This window comes from Pseudocitrobacter sp. CD920760 (genome assembly GCF_057782505.1).
The window spans coordinates 958753-974575 of the sequence record NZ_CM173490.1 but is presented as its reverse complement, the minus strand read 5'-3'; the positions used below and the strand labels follow the sequence as shown (position 1 = coordinate 974575).

11 protein-coding genes, 4 tRNA genes and 3 rRNA genes are annotated in these 15823 nt (G+C 52.1%); 4 read left to right on the top strand and 14 right to left on the bottom strand.

From position 1 onward, the window contains the following. Positions 1 to 10: 10 nt before the first annotated feature. Positions 11 to 87: transfer RNA gene (locus AC1MKH_RS04445), tRNA-Asp, on the bottom strand. Positions 88 to 217: 130 nt separating this feature from the next. Next, positions 218 to 949 carry a DNA polymerase III subunit epsilon gene (gene dnaQ, locus AC1MKH_RS04440; RefSeq protein ID WP_276223027.1) on the bottom strand — a complete coding sequence of 244 codons (732 nt, stop codon included), beginning with the start codon at positions 947 to 949 and terminating at the stop codon, positions 218 to 220. A gap of 63 nt (positions 950 to 1012) precedes the next feature. Here dnaQ and rnhA point away from each other — a divergent pair, with 63 nt between their 5' ends. Next, the gene (gene rnhA, locus AC1MKH_RS04435) at positions 1013 to 1480 is read left to right on the top strand and encodes a ribonuclease HI (RefSeq protein ID WP_276223029.1); all 468 of its coding nucleotides are present in this window, start codon (positions 1013 to 1015) and stop codon (positions 1478 to 1480) included. Here rnhA and AC1MKH_RS04430 read toward each other — a convergent pair. After that, positions 1477 to 2199, bottom strand: coding sequence for a class I SAM-dependent methyltransferase (locus AC1MKH_RS04430; RefSeq protein WP_276223031.1), 723 nt, complete (start codon positions 2197 to 2199; stop codon positions 1477 to 1479). The two genes, rnhA and AC1MKH_RS04430, sit on opposite strands and share 4 nt — an antisense overlap. 32 nt (positions 2200 to 2231) lie before the next feature. On the opposite strand from AC1MKH_RS04430, the gene gloB reads away from it, so the two are divergent. Both gloB and mltD read left to right on the top strand, forming a co-directional pair. Further along, positions 2232 to 2987, top strand: coding sequence for a hydroxyacylglutathione hydrolase (gloB, locus tag AC1MKH_RS04425; RefSeq protein WP_327621910.1), 756 nt, complete (start codon positions 2232 to 2234; stop codon positions 2985 to 2987). A 71-nt stretch (positions 2988 to 3058) separates the two neighbouring features. Then, the gene (gene mltD / locus AC1MKH_RS04420) at positions 3059 to 4426 is read left to right on the top strand and encodes a murein transglycosylase D (protein WP_276223035.1); all 1368 of its coding nucleotides are present in this window, start codon (positions 3059 to 3061) and stop codon (positions 4424 to 4426) included. A 47-nt stretch (positions 4427 to 4473) separates the two neighbouring features. Here the strand turns inward: mltD and AC1MKH_RS04415 are convergent, their stop codons facing one another. The 3 genes from AC1MKH_RS04415 to AC1MKH_RS04405 form a co-directional block, all read right to left on the bottom strand. Continuing rightward, complete coding sequence (locus tag AC1MKH_RS04415; protein ID WP_276223037.1) at positions 4474 to 5244, bottom strand: class I SAM-dependent methyltransferase; 771 nt, start codon at positions 5242 to 5244, stop codon at positions 4474 to 4476. A 78-nt stretch (positions 5245 to 5322) separates the two neighbouring features. Further along, positions 5323 to 6126, bottom strand: coding sequence for an endonuclease/exonuclease/phosphatase family protein (locus AC1MKH_RS04410; protein WP_041686313.1), 804 nt, complete (start codon positions 6124 to 6126; stop codon positions 5323 to 5325). A 144-nt stretch (positions 6127 to 6270) separates the two neighbouring features. Beyond that, a complete protein-coding gene (locus AC1MKH_RS04405; protein ID WP_276223040.1) occupies positions 6271 to 7446 on the bottom strand; it encodes an MFS transporter in 1176 nt (391 codons plus the stop codon). A gap of 105 nt (positions 7447 to 7551) precedes the next feature. Between AC1MKH_RS04405 and yafC the strand changes: the two genes are divergently transcribed. Beyond that, a complete protein-coding gene (gene yafC, locus AC1MKH_RS04400; RefSeq protein WP_276223041.1) occupies positions 7552 to 8463 on the top strand; it encodes a DNA-binding transcriptional regulator YafC in 912 nt (303 codons plus the stop codon). Here the strand turns inward: yafC and dkgB are convergent. From dkgB to gmhB, 8 genes are all read right to left on the bottom strand, one after another. Further along, positions 8460 to 9263 carry a 2,5-didehydrogluconate reductase DkgB gene (gene dkgB / locus AC1MKH_RS04395; RefSeq protein WP_276223043.1) on the bottom strand — a complete coding sequence of 268 codons (804 nt, stop codon included), beginning with the start codon at positions 9261 to 9263 and terminating at the stop codon, positions 8460 to 8462. The two genes, yafC and dkgB, sit on opposite strands and share 4 nt — an antisense overlap. A gap of 162 nt (positions 9264 to 9425) precedes the next feature. Continuing rightward, positions 9426 to 9502, bottom strand: a tRNA-Asp gene (locus tag AC1MKH_RS04390). 54 nt (positions 9503 to 9556) lie between these two features. Then, positions 9557 to 9672: ribosomal RNA gene (gene rrf / locus AC1MKH_RS04385) — 5S ribosomal RNA — on the bottom strand. A 96-nt stretch (positions 9673 to 9768) separates the two neighbouring features. Continuing rightward, positions 9769 to 12675, bottom strand: a 23S ribosomal RNA gene (locus AC1MKH_RS04380). 176 nt (positions 12676 to 12851) lie between these two features. After that, a tRNA-Ala gene (locus tag AC1MKH_RS04375) sits at positions 12852 to 12927 on the bottom strand. Between the two features lie 106 nt (positions 12928 to 13033). Next, positions 13034 to 13110: transfer RNA gene (locus tag AC1MKH_RS04370), tRNA-Ile, on the bottom strand. A gap of 70 nt (positions 13111 to 13180) precedes the next feature. Further along, positions 13181 to 14722 (bottom strand): 16S ribosomal RNA (locus AC1MKH_RS04365). Together the 16S, 23S and 5S rRNA genes with 3 tRNA genes alongside form the textbook arrangement of a ribosomal RNA operon. Before the next feature lie 423 nt (positions 14723 to 15145). After that, positions 15146 to 15709, bottom strand: a complete 564-nt coding sequence (gene gmhB, locus AC1MKH_RS04360) for a D-glycero-beta-D-manno-heptose 1,7-bisphosphate 7-phosphatase (protein WP_276221570.1) — start codon at positions 15707 to 15709, stop codon at positions 15146 to 15148. Between the last annotated feature and the right edge of the window lie 114 nt (positions 15710 to 15823).

The following is a 15823-nucleotide window of genomic DNA, read 5'->3' as shown; positions in this document are numbered from 1 at the left end:
TTTTGAATAGTGGCGGAACGGACGGGACTCGAACCCGCGACCCCCTGCGTGACAGGCAGGTATTCTAACCGACTGAACTACCGCTCCGCTGTGTTCCCTTGGGAACGAGGCGAATATTACGGGTTAGCCTCGGAATCGTCAACGCTTTTTATGACGTTTTGAATCGTTTGCTGCAAAAATCGCCCACATGACTATTTTCACAGCAAAAACAGGTGGTTTACGCTCGCCAGAGGCAGCTTCCGCCCTTCTTTTGCACCAGATCGAGACGGGACTCGTGCGCCGCCAGCTCTTCGTCAGAGGCAAAAACAACGCGCAGTTTGCTTCCTGCACGGGTAACGCGCTGAATCCCGACATCGCCTGCCTGCTGCTGCCCCTCGCCTTCCATCGAAAAAGCCATCGATGTCTGGCCGCCGGTCATCAGCAGATAAACATCGGCCAGGATTTGGGCATCGAGTAATGCTCCGTGCAGAGTACGTTTGCTGTTGTCTATTTCGTAACGTGAACATAAGGCATCGAGGCTGTTACGCTTGCCGGGGAACATTTTCCTCGCCAGCGCCAGACTATCGGTCACCTTACAGAACGTATTGGTCTTCGGAATGCCGCGATTCAGCTTGCCAAACTCGTAGTCCATAAAGCCGATATCGAACGATGCGTTATGGATGACCAGTTCAGCCCCACGGATGTAATCCATAAACTCGTCGGCAATCTCGCCAAAGGTCGGTTTATCCAGCAGGAACTCATCGGCAATACCGTGAACGCCAAACGCTTCCGGGTCCACCAGCCGATCGGGCTTGAGATAAAAGTGGAAGTTATTTCCGGTCAGACGACGGTTGATCACCTCGACGGCACCGATCTCGATGATCTTGTGCCCTTCGTAGTGCGCCCCGATCTGGTTCATACCGGTGGTTTCCGTATCGAGGACGATCTGTCGTGTAATTGCAGTGCTCATATCGGTCATTTATGTCAGACTTGTCGTTTACGTGTCGATTTCAATACAGGAAGTCTACCAGAGATGCTTAAACAGGTAGAAATTTTCACCGATGGTTCTTGCCTCGGTAATCCAGGGCCTGGCGGCTATGGCGCCATTTTACGCTATCGTCAGAGGGAGAAAACCTTCAGTGAAGGCTATTATCTGACAACCAACAACCGCATGGAACTGATGGCGGCAATTGTCGCACTCGAGGCGCTGAAAGAACACTGTGAAGTGGTATTAAGCACCGACAGTCAGTATGTACGTCAGGGGATCACACAATGGATCCACAACTGGAAGAAGCGCGGCTGGAAAACCGCAGATAAAAAACCTGTTAAGAATGTCGATCTGTGGAAACGTCTGGATGCGGCGCTTGGCCAGCATGAAATTCGCTGGATGTGGGTAAAAGGTCACGCCGGGCATCCGGAGAACGAACGCTGTGATGAACTGGCGCGCGCGGCGGCGTCTTCGCCCACTCAGGAAGATACTGGATACCAGCCAGACGCTTAAGCGTTTGGCTTTTTATATTGCCGCGTTGCGCCCACGGCCTGTGTGATGCGGCTTTTCGCTTTGTTCTGCTTCATCGGGTTTAGCGTCAAGGGGATCGTCCGCTTACGCGCCACAATATATTGCACGCAACCTAATGCCGGCAGATGCGTGCTTAACAGTTTCCCGCCCTGCTTCGTCCAGGGCAAAACCTGTACCCTTCCCTGATGCAGTACTTCAAAATTGAGCAATGCCAGCCAGTCCAGCTGACGCGTGAGGGTAAACATGCGGCTGTTGTACGGGATTTTATGACGCAGCACCGGGACAAGCTTGCGTAAACCGACCAGGCTGATGGGGTTGAAGCTGGTGATAATCAGCCAGCCATCATCAATCAGCACGCGGTCTGCTTCCCGCAACATGCGGTGAGGATCGGAACACCAGGGAAGCGTATGCGCCAGCAGGCAGGCATCTACCGACTTCTCGGCAAAGGGTAATTGCAGCGGGTCGGCTTTTACCTGAATCGGGTTTCCTGCCAGCGAGACGTTAACCTGATGCGAGATGGCGCAGGCTTCCGTGTTAATTTCTGCGCTCAGGTTCCCAATTTTAAGCAAATGAAAACCATAGAGTTTCGTAAGCCAGGGTTTCAGTTGACGCTCCAGCGCCTCGCGATAATACTCACCCCAGGGCATTTCAGCCCAATGACCGGGCGCTGCGACTGTTTGAGGTATCCTTGCCGGTTTCATCACAACCTTCCGTTCGTTTTAAGAGGTAATTTATGAATCTTAACAGTATTCCCGCATTTCAGGACAACTACATCTGGGTTCTGAGCGACGACGCAGGCCGTTGCCTGATTGTCGATCCCGGCGAGGCCGCACCGGTTCTGCGTGCAATAAAAGAAAACAACTGGCAGCCGGAAGCGATTTTCCTGACCCATCATCATGCCGATCATGTTGGCGGCGTGGCCGAATTGCGTCAGCATTTTCCACATATTGAGGTCTATGGCCCTGCCGAAACGCAAGATAAGGGAACCACTAAAGTGGTCGCAGAAGGGGACAATGTGTCCGTTCTCGGACAGGAATTTTGTATTATCGCCACGCCAGGTCACACTTTAGGACATATCTGTTTCTTTAACATGCCTTATCTATTTTGCGGCGATACTATGTTCTCTGGCGGCTGCGGGCGGCTTTTTGAAGGCACAGCAATCCAAATGTATCAATCACTTAAGAAAATAAGCGCGCTTCCTGACGATACGTTAATTTGTTGTGCACATGAGTACACTTTATCAAATATGAAGTTTGCCCTGAGTATCCTACCGCATGATTTGTTCATAAATGAATACTATCGAGAAGTTAAGGAGTTACGTGCTAAAAATCAAAAGACACTCCCCGTTACTCTGAAAAATGAGCGTCGTAATAATATTTTTTTAAGAACGGATGACACTGATTTTATTAATGAAATTTCAAAAGAAACAAAATTGCTACAACCTTCTGAGCGTTTTGCATGGTTAAGGGCAAAGAAAGACAACTCCTGATACTTCACGGTTGCGTTTTGAAAAGTTCGCCGTTATGATCGGTCGTCTTTTAAGCAACTATTGACACACACATGAAGGCAAAAGCGATATTACTCGCCTCTGTCCTGCTCGTGGGGTGCCAGGCGTCAAAGCACGATGGCAATATCCAACAGCACGCACAGAGCCTTTCTGCGGCTAGTCAAGGAGAAGCGGGTAAGTTTGCAAGTCAGGCGCGGTGGATGGACGATGGGACATTCTACGCGCAGGATCAGGACTTGTGGGCTTCCATTGGCGACGAGCTAAAGATGGGAATTCCGGAAAATACCCGGATTCGCGAACAGAAACAGAAGTATTTAAGCAATAAGAGCTATCTCCACGATGTAACTTTACGGGCAGAGCCGTATATGTACTGGATAGCCGGGCAAGTTAAGAAACGTAACATGCCTATGGAGCTGGTATTACTACCCATAGTGGAGAGCGCTTTTGACCCGCACGCAACGTCTGGCGCCAATGCCGCAGGCATTTGGCAGATCATTCCGAGCACAGGGCGCAATTACGGTCTGAAACAGACCCGCAGTTACGACGCACGTCGCGATGTTGTTGCCTCCACAACAGCAGCGCTGGACATGATGCAGCGTCTTAACAAGATGTTTGACGGCGACTGGTTATTAACCGTGGCGGCGTACAACAGCGGTGAAGGCCGTGTAATGAAGGCAATGAAAGCGAACAAAGCGCGTGGTAAACCCACCGATTTCTGGTCGCTGCCGCTGCCTCAGGAAACCAAGCTTTACGTACCGAAAATGCTGGCTTTGAGCGATATTCTCAAAAACAGTAAGCGTTACGGTGTGCGACTGCCAACACCAGATGAAAGCCGTGCACTGGCGCGAGTACGTCTCGATAGCCCTGTTGAAATGAAACAACTGGCCGATATGGCGGGTATTTCAGTCAACAAGCTGAAGACGTTTAACGCGGGCGTAAAAGGCTCCACGCTGGGCGCAAGTGGCCCGAAGTACGTGATGGTGCCGCAGAAGCATGCTGACCAGCTGCGTGAATCGCTGGCTTCAGGTGATATTGCCGCAGTCCAGCCAACGCTGGTTGCTGACAATACGCCATTGCAGAGCCGCAGCTATAAAGTGCGCTCAGGTGACACCCTGTCAGGTATCGCATCACGTCTCGGCGTGTCTGCGAGCAACCTGAAGCAGTGGAATAACCTGCGCGGCAATAATCTGAAGATTGGTCAGAGCTTAACGGTTGGCGCAGGTAACAGCGCAGCGCAGCTTGCTAAAAACAGCGATAGCATTACCTATCGCGTGCGTAAAGGCGACTCGCTGTCCAGTATTGCTAAACGTCACGGTGTGAACATCAAAGATGTGATGCGCTGGAACGATGATACTGACAACCTGAAACCCGGCGATCAGCTGACGTTGTTTGTGAAAAATAACGACCGTCCGGATTCCTGATCGGCAAATAAGAAAAAAGGCACCGTTTTCCGGTGCCTTTTTTGTTTCTAGCGTGCTTTATGCGCTTCAAACATGATGGTATCGCTGGTAAAGGAGCCATCCTCCTGTAACGCGAACCACGTTTTCACCTCCGCAGACGCACTCTCCTGATAGAGCCGTATCGCCTCGCACAGCGCCGCAGGCGTGCGCATACGCTCAACCCATGAAGCGAAATTCAACGGCAACCTGTCGGTAATCAGATTATCCACCGCCAGCCCGGCTTCTGCCGCCAGCGCCAGCCACTCACCGCTGGAGTAGTTGCGAACGTGGGAAGTATCGCGCAGCGCTTCAACCGTTTGCAGCCAGATATCGCGTACCGGATGACCTGGTGACATCACATCCATAATAATCAGCGTACCGCCCGGCTTCAGTACTCGCTTCACTTCCCGCAGGGCCTGACCCACATCGTGCCAGTGGTGCGCCGAATAGCGACTAATCACCACATCAAAACTAGCCGCTTCAAAAGGCAATGATTCGGCATAACCCTGACGGGTAGAGACATTATCCAGCCCCTTCTCCGTTGCCGCCTGAGCGACCACCGCCAGCATCTGGCTGGATAAATCATAAGCCGTGACCTGCGCCACTTCACCCGCCGCGACAAAACTGGCGTGTCCTGCACCGCAGCCTAAATCCAGCAGGTGAGCCTCAGGGAAATCCGCCAGACGGGCTTTCAGCCGCTGTAAATCACGGCCTGAGGCATGTACCGCGCTGGTTAAATAGGCTTGCGCCTGAGAGCCAAACTGTTTTTCAACGTTGTCATGGTGGGAATGTGTTGTCATTGTGCTGTCCTTGGTTGTGTTTGAAATAAAGGGCAGCACTGAAGGATCAGGTCTGCCCATGGCAGACCTGACGCACCTCTATTTGACAGGTATGCCGGGACTGAATTCGACGAGTAGCGGGTTATGATCGGAAGCACGCGTCACCAGAACCGATGCATCGTGCACATTCAAACCGCGATAAAAGACAAAATCGAGTGGGCGACCAAACGCGCGACGGCGCTGGTCATCGGAAAAACGCACTTCGCGCAGCGACATTTCGCGGGCAAAGCGATAGAGCGCATTCATGCGCGGGCGGCTCCAGGCATTAAAATCACCGGCCATAATCACCGGGCCACTGTGGTGCGCAATCTGATCGCCAATTGGCAGCAGTTGTTTACTGTAAACATCGACGCCAAGGCTGAAATTCACCGCGTGGATGTTCACCACCATCAGCAGACGCGAGTCAGGAAGTGGGTAAACGGTCACTAACGCAGATTTTGCCAGGCGCAGAATAGGTTCGCGCTCGCGCAGCGGGCAGCAATAGACCGGTTGCGCAGAGGAGAGCGTCATCACACCAGAGGGATGCTGTGGCAGGACGAATGCAGGGACCTGATCCGCGGCTAAATAGTTGGTGGTCGCAAACTTTACCAGCTCGGGCGTGGTTTGCGCTTCCTGAAGCAGCATCAGGTGGGCATCTTTGCCAAAATTTTTCAGCACCGACAACCATTCGGCTCGCTGCTGCTTAAAGATGTTCCACACCAGAACGCGAATATTTTCTTCAGTACTTAACGGTGTACCCGCGGGCAGTGCCTGCCCCATACCTGCATACATCCCAGGCGGAGGCAAAATTCGCTCCGCAGGTTGACCGGCGATGTAACGCATAGCATAGGTATTTTTTCGCACTTTCTTTTTTTTGACCTCAATAAACAAAGAACCAACCTGTTTCCAGGGTGGTTCTTCAGTTATAGGGATTTTTGCTTACAGTTTCAACGCCAATCGCGATAAAGCTGTGTGAACTTCTGTAAGCAAGTGCTTACTCGTTTTGTATTAGCCTAATACTACGCGAGGCGTCTTATCCAGGCGACCGCTCAGGCCAATCAGCAACAGAGCAACCAGAACAATCACAGCGCCAATCCACGGGGTTTGCGCCAGGCCATAATGCTCTACCGTTTGGCCGCCGATAATAGAACCCAATGCGATGCCAATGTTAAAGGCGGCGATGTTAAGCCCGGAAGCCACGTCAACCGCTGAAGGCGTGTACTCCTCCGCTTTCTGTACCACATAGACCTGCAGACCCGGAACGTTACCGAAAGCAAATATCCCCATCACCAGCACCGTCGCCAGCGCGGCATACTGCATAGAGGCGGTGAACTGGAACACCAACAGCAAAACCATCAGCGCAGCAAAGATGAATTTCAGCGCCGGCACCGCACCATGTTTATCTGCCAGCTTGCCGCCCCAGATATTGCCAATGGCCACCGAAACCCCGTACCCCAGTAAGATCCAGCTCACTGCACTCGGTGTAAAACCGGCCAGGTTTTGCATCATCGGCGCAAGGAAAGTGAACGCCGTAAATACGCCACCGTAGCCGAGCGCGGTCACCGCATAAATCATCAGTAAACGCGGATGTGTCAGCACCTTAACCTGTTCGCGAAGGCTGGCTGGCGCACGGCTGGGAATGTTATTCGGCACCAGAATCGCACTGGCGATTAAGGCAATCACGCCCAGCATGGAGACCGCGAGGAACGTTTCACGCCAGCCGAAGTGCTGACCGATAAACGTGCCTAACGGTACACCGGTCACCAGCGCGACGGTCAGCCCGCCAAACATAATAGCAATCGCGGAAGCAGCTTTCTCTTTCGGCACCAGGCTGGTGGCGATTGTGGAGCCAATTGAGAAGAATACGCCATGCGCCAGGCCCGTCATCAGGCGAGCCAACACTAACGTGGCATAGCCCGGAGCCTGCCAGGCCAGCAGGTTACCCAACGTAAACAGCACCATCAGCCCCAGCAATAGCTGTTTGCGCGGCAGTTTACCGGTGAGTGCAGTCAGAACCGGTGCGCCAATGGCGACACCTAATGCATAGATAGAAACCAGCAGGCCGGCGGACGGCAGAGAGATAGATAGCTGGTCAGCAATGGTTGGCACCAGTCCAACAATCACAAATTCCGTTGTGCCTATCGCAAAGGCACTGATAGTCAACGCAAGTAACGCCAGAGGCATAATTTACTCCACATCATTCAGTATTAAGATGACACGAAGTATGCCGGGATGTTTTAATAACAAAAACCATCAAAATATCAATTGAATTTTGCATCAGGTGCAATAATGAAAGCAACCTCAGAAGAAATTGCCATTTTCGTTGCCGTCGTCGAAAGCGGCAGCTTCAGCCGTGCGGCGGAGCAGCTCGGCCAGGCCAACTCGGCGGTCAGCCGGGCCGTAAAAAAGCTGGAGTCTAAGCTGGGGGTCGGCCTGCTCAACCGCACGACGCGCCAGCTCAGCCTGACGGAAGAAGGCGAGCGCTATTTCCGCCGTGTGCAGGTGATTCTTCAGGAGATGGCCGCTGCTGAAGATGAAGTCATGGAGACGCGCCGCGTACCGCGTGGAGTGCTACGTGTGGATGCCGCGACGCCCGTGACGCTCAATTTCCTGACGCCGCTGATTAAGCCCTTTCGCGAACGCTATCCGGAAATCACGCTTTCGCTGGTCTCCTCGGAGACGTTTATCAATCTGATTGAGAGAAAGGTCGATGTGGCGATTCGAGCCGGGGCGTTAAGCGATTCCAGCCTGCGTGCCAGGCCGCTATTTACCAGTTATCGCAAGATAGTCGCCTCGCCGGAATACATCGCGCGTCATGGTAAACCTGATACCGTCGCCGATCTTAAGGATCATCTCTGTTTAGGCTTTACCGAACCGGCTACGTTGAATACCTGGCCGGTCTCCTGTTGTGATGGCCAGTTGCATGAAATTACCAGTGGGCTGTCGTCCAATAGTGGAGAAACCATTAAACAACTCTGCCTGAACGGAAATGGGATTGCGTGTCTGTCGGATTACATGATTACGAAGGAACTGGAGCGGGGAGAATTCGTGGAACTGCTCGCCGAACAGCGGGTACCGGTCGAGATGCCGTTTAGCGCAGTGTATTACAGTGATAAAGCGGTGAGCCCGCGTATCCGGGCATTCATTGATTTCCTGAGTGAACATGCGGGCAGCTTTGCTACCCGCACGCAGGAGAGTTAATCCCAGTTCGGCGCCAGGCCTTCCGGGCTGACCAGGCGATCGTTGCAATCCAGGGCAGCGATCGCTTTTTTGTCTTCGCCATCCAGTTGCAGTTTCAACGCCAGCAGGTTACTTGCCAGGTTTTCACGTTTGGTAGAAGAAGGAATCACCGAGTAACCTTCCCCCATCGCCCATGCCAGAATCACCTGTGCTGGCGTAGCATTATGTTTTGCGGCAATACGCACAATGGTTTCATCTTTCAGCGCCTTGCCGTAAGCCAGCGTCATGTAAGAGGTGATGTGAATGCCGTGCTCACTCGCCCAGTCCACCACTTTCCGGTTTTGCAGATACGGGGAAAGCTCGACCTGATTGGTCGCGATATTCTCAGCACCAACCGCGCTTATCGCCTGCTCCATCAACGGGATGGTGAAATTAGAGATACCGATTTCACGCGTCAGGCCCTGTTTTTTGGCTTCCAGCAGCGCATGCATGAACTCTTCGACAGAGACGGCGTTGTTTGGCGATGGCCAGTGGACCAGCGTTAAATCGACATAATCGGTACGCAGCTTTTTAAGGCTCTCTTTGAGGCTTGGGATCAGCTTCTCTTTGCTCAGATTTTCGGTCCAGATCTTGGTGGTGATAAAGATCTCTTCACGGGGTACGCTGCTTTCAGCAATCGCCTGACCCACGGCGGCTTCGTTATCGTAGATTTGTGCGGTATCAACCGCGCGATAACCCAGTTCCAGCGCGGTTTTTACCGAAGCAATGACCACGTCATCTTTCAGACGGAAAGTACCAAGACCAAATGCAGGGATAGACATAGTGTTCCTCTTAAATCCTTTGTTTTGATAGTAAAGAGGATTATGGCGATACGGATGGGGGAGAAAAAGAGTGAAAAATGCAGAGGATTTTTGCTGATAACGCAATAATCAATCAGTGGACGAAAAAAAGCCCTGAGCGTTAACTCAGGGCTTCTTAATAAGTGGCGGAACGGACGGGACTCGAACCCGCGACCCCCTGCGTGACAGGCAGGTATTCTAACCGACTGAACTACCGCTCCACCGAATTTCTTTGTCACTACCCGGATTTTCATCCCGGTTTACTGCAATTTGATGCCTGGCAGTTCCCTACTCTCGCATGGGGAGACCCCACACTACCATCGGCGCTACGGCGTTTCACTTCTGAGTTCGGCATGGGGTCAGGTGGGACCACCGCGCTAGTGCCGCCAGGCAAATTCTGTTGTATTAACCCGCTTACGCCGGTTAATTTAATCTGTTATCAAGCTTACTTATCGATGTCTCTTCGCCAAAACATCTTCGGCGTTGTAAGGTTAAGCCTCACGGTTCATTAGTACTGGTTAGCTCAATGCATCGCTGCACTTACACACCCAGCCTATCAACGTCGTAGTCTTCAACGTTCCTTCAGGACTCTTAAAGAGTCAGGGAGAACTCATCTCGGGGCAAGTTTCGTGCTTAGATGCTTTCAGCACTTATCTCTTCCGCATGTAGCTACCGGGCAATGCCATTGGCATGACAACCCGAACACCAGTGATGCGTCCACTCCGGTCCTCTCGTACTAGGAGCAGCCCCCCTCAATTCTCCAGCGCCCACGGCAGATAGGGACCGAACTGTCTCACGACGTTCTAAACCCAGCTCGCGTACCACTTTAAATGGCGAACAGCCATACCCTTGGGACCTACTTCAGCCCCAGGATGTGATGAGCCGACATCGAGGTGCCAAACACCGCCGTCGATATGAACTCTTGGGCGGTATCAGCCTGTTATCCCCGGAGTACCTTTTATCCGTTGAGCGATGGCCCTTCCATTCAGAACCACCGGATCACTATGACCTGCTTTCGCACCTGCTCGCGCCGTCACGCTCGCAGTCAAGCTAGCTTATGCCATTGCACTAACCTCCTGATGTCCGACCAGGATTAGCTAACCTTCGTGCTCCTCCGTTACTCTTTGGGAGGAGACCGCCCCAGTCAAACTACCCACCAGACACTGTCCGCAACCCGGATCACGGGTCTACGTTAGAACATCAAACATTAAAGGGTGGTATTTCAAGGTTGGCTCCATGCAGACTGGCGTCCACACTTCAAAGCCTCCCACCTATCCTACACATCAAGGCTCAATGTTCAGTGTCAAGCTATAGTAAAGGTTCACGGGGTCTTTCCGTCTTGCCGCGGGTACACTGCATCTTCACAGCGAGTTCAATTTCACTGAGTCTCGGGTGGAGACAGCCTGGCCATCATTACGCCATTCGTGCAGGTCGGAACTTACCCGACAAGGAATTTCGCTACCTTAGGACCGTTATAGTTACGGCCGCCGTTTACCGGGGCTTCGATCAAGAGCTTCGCGTTGCCGCTAACCCCATCAATTAACCTTCCGGCACCGGGCAGGCGTCACACCGTATACGTCCACTTTCGTGTTTGCACAGTGCTGTGTTTTTAATAAACAGTTGCAGCCAGCTGGTATCTTCGACTGATTTCAGCTCCACGGGTAAACCGCTTCACCTACATATCAGCGTGCCTTCTCCCGAAGTTACGGCACCATTTTGCCTAGTTCCTTCACCCGAGTTCTCTCAAGCGCCTTGGTATTCTCTACCTGACCACCTGTGTCGGTTTGGGGTACGATTCAATGTTACCTGATGCTTAGAGGCTTTTCCTGGAAGCAGGGCATTTGTTACTTCAGCACCGTAGTGCCTCGTCATCACGTCTCAGTGTTAACAGAAGTCCGGATTTACCTAAACTTCCCACCTACACGCTTAAACCGGGACAACCGTCGCCCGGCCAACATAGCCTTCTCCGTCCCCCCTTCGCAGTAACACCAAGTACAGGAATATTAACCTGTTTCCCATCGACTACGCCTTTCGGCCTCGCCTTAGGGGTCGACTCACCCTGCCCCGATTAACGTTGGACAGGAACCCTTGGTCTTCCGGCGAGCGGGCTTTTCACCCGCTTTATCGTTACTTATGTCAGCATTCGCACTTCTGATACCTCCAGCATGCCTCACGACACACCTTCAACGGCTTACAGAACGCTCCCCTACCCAACAACACATAGTGTCGCTGCCGCAGCTTCGGTGCACAGTTTAGCCCCGTTACATCTTCCGCGCAGGCCGACTCGACCAGTGAGCTATTACGCTTTCTTTAAATGATGGCTGCTTCTAAGCCAACATCCTGGCTGTCTGAGCCTTCCCACATCGTTTCCCACTTAACTGTGACTTTGGGACCTTAGCTGGCGGTCTGGGTTGTTTCCCTCTTCACGACGGACGTTAGCACCCGCCGTGTGTCTCCCGTGATAACATTCTTCGGTATTCGTAGTTTGCATCGGGTTGGTAAGTCGGGATGACCCCCTAGCCGAAACAGTGCTCTACCCCCGAAGATGAGTTCACGAGGCGCTACCTAAATAGCTTTCGGGGAGAACCAGCTATCTCCCGGTTTGATTGGCCTTTCACCCCCAGCCACAAGTCATCCGCTAATTTTTCAACATTAGTCGGTTCGGTCCTCCAGTTAGTGTTACCCAACCTTCAACCTGCCCATGGCTAGATCACCGGGTTTCGGGTCTATACCCTGCAACTTAACGCCCAGTTAAGACTCGGTTTCCCTTCGGCTCCCCTATTCGGTTAACCTTGCTACAGAATATAAGTCGCTGACCCATTATACAAAAGGTACGCAGTCACCCCATAAAGAGGCTCCCACTGCTTGTACGTACACGGTTTCAGGTTCTTTTTCACTCCCCTCGCCGGGGTTCTTTTCGCCTTTCCCTCACGGTACTGGTTCACTATCGGTCAGTCAGGAGTATTTAGCCTTGGAGGATGGTCCCCCCATATTCAGACAGGATACCACGTGTCCCGCCCTACTCTTCGAGTTCACAACATATGCATTTTGGTGTACGGGACTTTCACCCTGTATCGTGCGACTTTCCAGACGCTTCCACTAACACACATGCTGATTCAGACTCTGGGCTGCTCCCCGTTCGCTCGCCGCTACTGGGGGAATCTCGGTTGATTTCTTTTCCTCGGGGTACTTAGATGTTTCAGTTCCCCCGGTTCGCTTCATTACGCTATGTATTCACGTAATGATAGTGTGACGAATCACACTGGGTTTCCCCATTCGGAAATCGCCGGTTATAACGGTTCATATCACCTTACCGACGCTTATCGCAGATTAGCACGTCCTTCATCGCCTCTGACTGCCAGGGCATCCACCGTGTACGCTTAGTCGCTTAACCTCACAACCCGAAGATGTTTCGTAAAACACCACCGTGTTGCGAAAATTTGAGAGACTCGAACACACTTAAAAGTGTGTCGTTTCAATTTTCAGCTTGATCCAGATTTTTAAAGAGCAAAACTTCGCAGCACACTTATTCAGTGTACTCTGAAGTTTTCTTGGTTTTTGCAGTAAAGATGGTGGAGCTATGCGGGATCGAACCGCAGACCTCCTGCGTGCAAAGCAGGCGCTCTCCCAGCTGAGCTATAGCCCCATCGTAGGTCAATCTCTGAACCGTAATTCGTTTTGAGACAAGGCGTGGGAGGGCGAAGCATACTGAAGTATGCGAGTCATTCCGCAACGCAGTATCAGAACGGATTTGGTAGGCCTGAGTGGACTTGAACCACCGACCTCACCCTTATCAGGGGTGCGCTCTAACCACCTGAGCTACAAGCCTGCAGAGATTTTTTACTGCTAATTTTCATCAGACAATCTGTGTGGACACTTCAAGGAACGGTTCTTTAAGGTAAGGAGGTGATCCAACCGCAGGTTCCCCTACGGTTACCTTGTTACGACTTCACCCCAGTCATGAATCACAAAGTGGTAAGCGCCCTCCCGAAGGTTAAGCTACCTACTTCTTTTGCAACCCACTCCCATGGTGTGACGGGCGGTGTGTACAAGGCCCGGGAACGTATTCACCGTAGCATTCTGATCTACGATTACTAGCGATTCCGACTTCATGGAGTCGAGTTGCAGACTCCAATCCGGACTACGACATACTTTATGAGGTCCGCTTGCTCTCGCGAGGTCGCTTCTCTTTGTATATGCCATTGTAGCACGTGTGTAGCCCTACTCGTAAGGGCCATGATGACTTGACGTCATCCCCACCTTCCTCCAGTTTATCACTGGCAGTCTCCTTTGAGTTCCCGGCCGAACCGCTGGCAACAAAGGATAAGGGTTGCGCTCGTTGCGGGACTTAACCCAACATTTCACAACACGAGCTGACGACAGCCATGCAGCACCTGTCTCACGGTTCCCGAAGGCACCAATTCATCTCTGAAAAGTTCCGTGGATGTCAAGAGTAGGTAAGGTTCTTCGCGTTGCATCGAATTAAACCACATGCTCCACCGCTTGTGCGGGCCCCCGTCAATTCATTTGAGTTTTAACCTTGCGGCCGTACTCCCCAGGCGGTCGACTTAACGCGTTAGCTCCGGAAGCCACGCCTCAAGGGCACAACCTCCAAGTCGACATCGTTTACAGCGTGGACTACCAGGGTATCTAATCCTGTTTGCTCCCCACGCTTTCGCACCTGAGCGTCAGTCTTCGTCCAGGGGGCCGCCTTCGCCACCGGTATTCCTCCAGATCTCTACGCATTTCACCGCTACACCTGGAATTCTACCCCCCTCTACGAGACTCAAGCTTGCCAGTTTCAAATGCAGTTCCCAGGTTGAGCCCGGGGATTTCACATCTGACTTAACAAACCGCCTGCGTGCGCTTTACGCCCAGTAATTCCGATTAACGCTTGCACCCTCCGTATTACCGCGGCTGCTGGCACGGAGTTAGCCGGTGCTTCTTCTGCGAGTAACGTCAATTGCTGAGGTTATTAACCTCAACACCTTCCTCCTCGCTGAAAGTACTTTACAACCCGAAGGCCTTCTTCATACACGCGGCATGGCTGCATCAGGCTTGCGCCCATTGTGCAATATTCCCCACTGCTGCCTCCCGTAGGAGTCTGGACCGTGTCTCAGTTCCAGTGTGGCTGGTCATCCTCTCAGACCAGCTAGGGATCGTCGCCTAGGTGAGCCGTTACCCCACCTACTAGCTAATCCCATCTGGGCACATCCGATGGCAAGAGGCCCGAAGGTCCCCCTCTTTGGTCTTGCGACGTTATGCGGTATTAGCTACCGTTTCCAGTAGTTATCCCCCTCCATCAGGCAGTTTCCCAGACATTACTCACCCGTCCGCCACTCGTCAGCGAATCAGCAAGCTGATTCCTGTTACCGTTCGACTTGCATGTGTTAGGCCTGCCGCCAGCGTTCAATCTGAGCCATGATCAAACTCTTCAATTTAAGTTTGATGCTCGTGAATTAAACTTCGTAATGAATTACGTGTTCACTCAGAGACTTGGTATTCATTTATCGTCTTGCGACGTTAAGAATCCGTATCATTGAGTGCCCACACAGATTGTCTGATAAATTGTTAAAGAGCAGTTGCAACGCGGCTTTACGCTCACCGTTGCGAGGTCCCGTATAATACGTTTTCCTCTTTCAGAGTCAACCCCATTTTCAAGGATTTTTCTCTTCAACCGAACCGGCTGTTTGTGTGAAGTGATTCACATCCGCCGTGTCGATGGAGGCGCATTATAGGGAGTTCTCTGTAGGCCGCAATAGAAAAATGACAGAAAAATGACTGACTGCTGCATTCCACAGCAACACCCCACTTTATACCCACTTGCCCACAGAGTTATCCACAATCCGCCATTTAAGCAGGGCTTAGCTATGCGATTTAACCAGCGCAGGCAGGTCTGCAAGGCTGTTAATCACGATATCTGCCGTCTGTTCCGCTTCCTCTGTTACCGGCTTGCCGGTGCGAACCAGAACCTTCGTGCCGACATTAGCTGCCGCAGCGGCCTGCATGTCTTCCAGTTTATCGCCCACCATATAAGAAGAAGCCATATCGATGTGCAGATACTCCTGGGCGGATTTGAACATGCCCGGATGCGGTTTACGGCAATCACACACCTGGCGATACTCTTCTACCGTTCCCTGCGGGTGATGCGGGCAATAATAGATGCCATCCAGGTCAACACCGCGATCGGCCAGCGACCAGTCCATCCACTCAGTCAGGGTTTCAAACTGCGCTTCGGTAAATTTGCCGCGCGCAATCCCGGACTGGTTAGTCACCAGCACCAGCGCATAACCCATTTCTTTTAATTTACGCATGGCATCAATAACGCCATCGATAAATTCGAAATCATCTATTTCATGGACGTAACCATGATCGACATTAATCGTGCCATCACGATCGAGAAAAATAGCGGGTACAGACTTTGCCACCGTGTTGCTCCTGAATAAGGCGTGTGACGCTAGTATCTCATGTTTCGACGGGCAATAAAGTGCTGATCGTACAAAGCCGGATTGATTTAGACGTCTGGATGCCTTAACATCCGT